The organism is Pseudomonas sp. MF4836, assembly GCF_002018875.1.
Lineage (GTDB): Bacteria > Pseudomonadota > Gammaproteobacteria > Pseudomonadales > Pseudomonadaceae > Aquipseudomonas.
Window position 1 is genome coordinate 1 of record NZ_MVOL01000048.1, and the last position, 507, is coordinate 507.

Sequence of the window (507 nt, forward strand, 5' to 3'; positions counted from 1 at the left end):
CGATGTACTCGATGACCCCATCGGCGCGGTAACGCGCCAGGTCACCGGTGCGGTACAGCCGCTCGCCATGATTGGAAAACGGGTCAGCAATAAAACGCGTGGCCGTCAGGTCGCCGCGATTGAGGTAGCCACGGGCCAGGCCGGCCTGACCAACATACAGCTCACCGATGCAGCCCTTGGCCACCGGGTTGAGGCTGCTGTCGAGCAAGTACCAGGAGAGGTCCGGGATCACCTCACCAATCGGGCTGCTGGCGTCTGCCTGCAGATCGGCCTGGGTGATCGGGCGGTAGGTGACGTGCACCGTGGTTTCAGTGATGCCGTACATATTGATCAGTTGCGGCTGCTGGTCGCCAAAACGCTGGAACCAGGGCTGCAGGGCCTTCACTTCCAGGGCCTCGCCGCCAAATACCACATAGCGCAGAGCGTTGCCGGATTCATTGGCGCAGGCCACTGGCATCAACTGCTTGAAGGCCGACGGGGTCTGGTTCAGCACCGTGACACCCTCGT

At 62.3% G+C, this 507-nt stretch carries 1 protein-coding gene; it reads right to left on the reverse strand.

What is annotated here, in order from left to right; genetic code table 11:
• Positions 1 to 507 (reverse strand): AMP-binding protein (locus tag MF4836_RS34655; protein ID WP_153050311.1); only part of this gene is annotated, 507 nt, incomplete at both ends.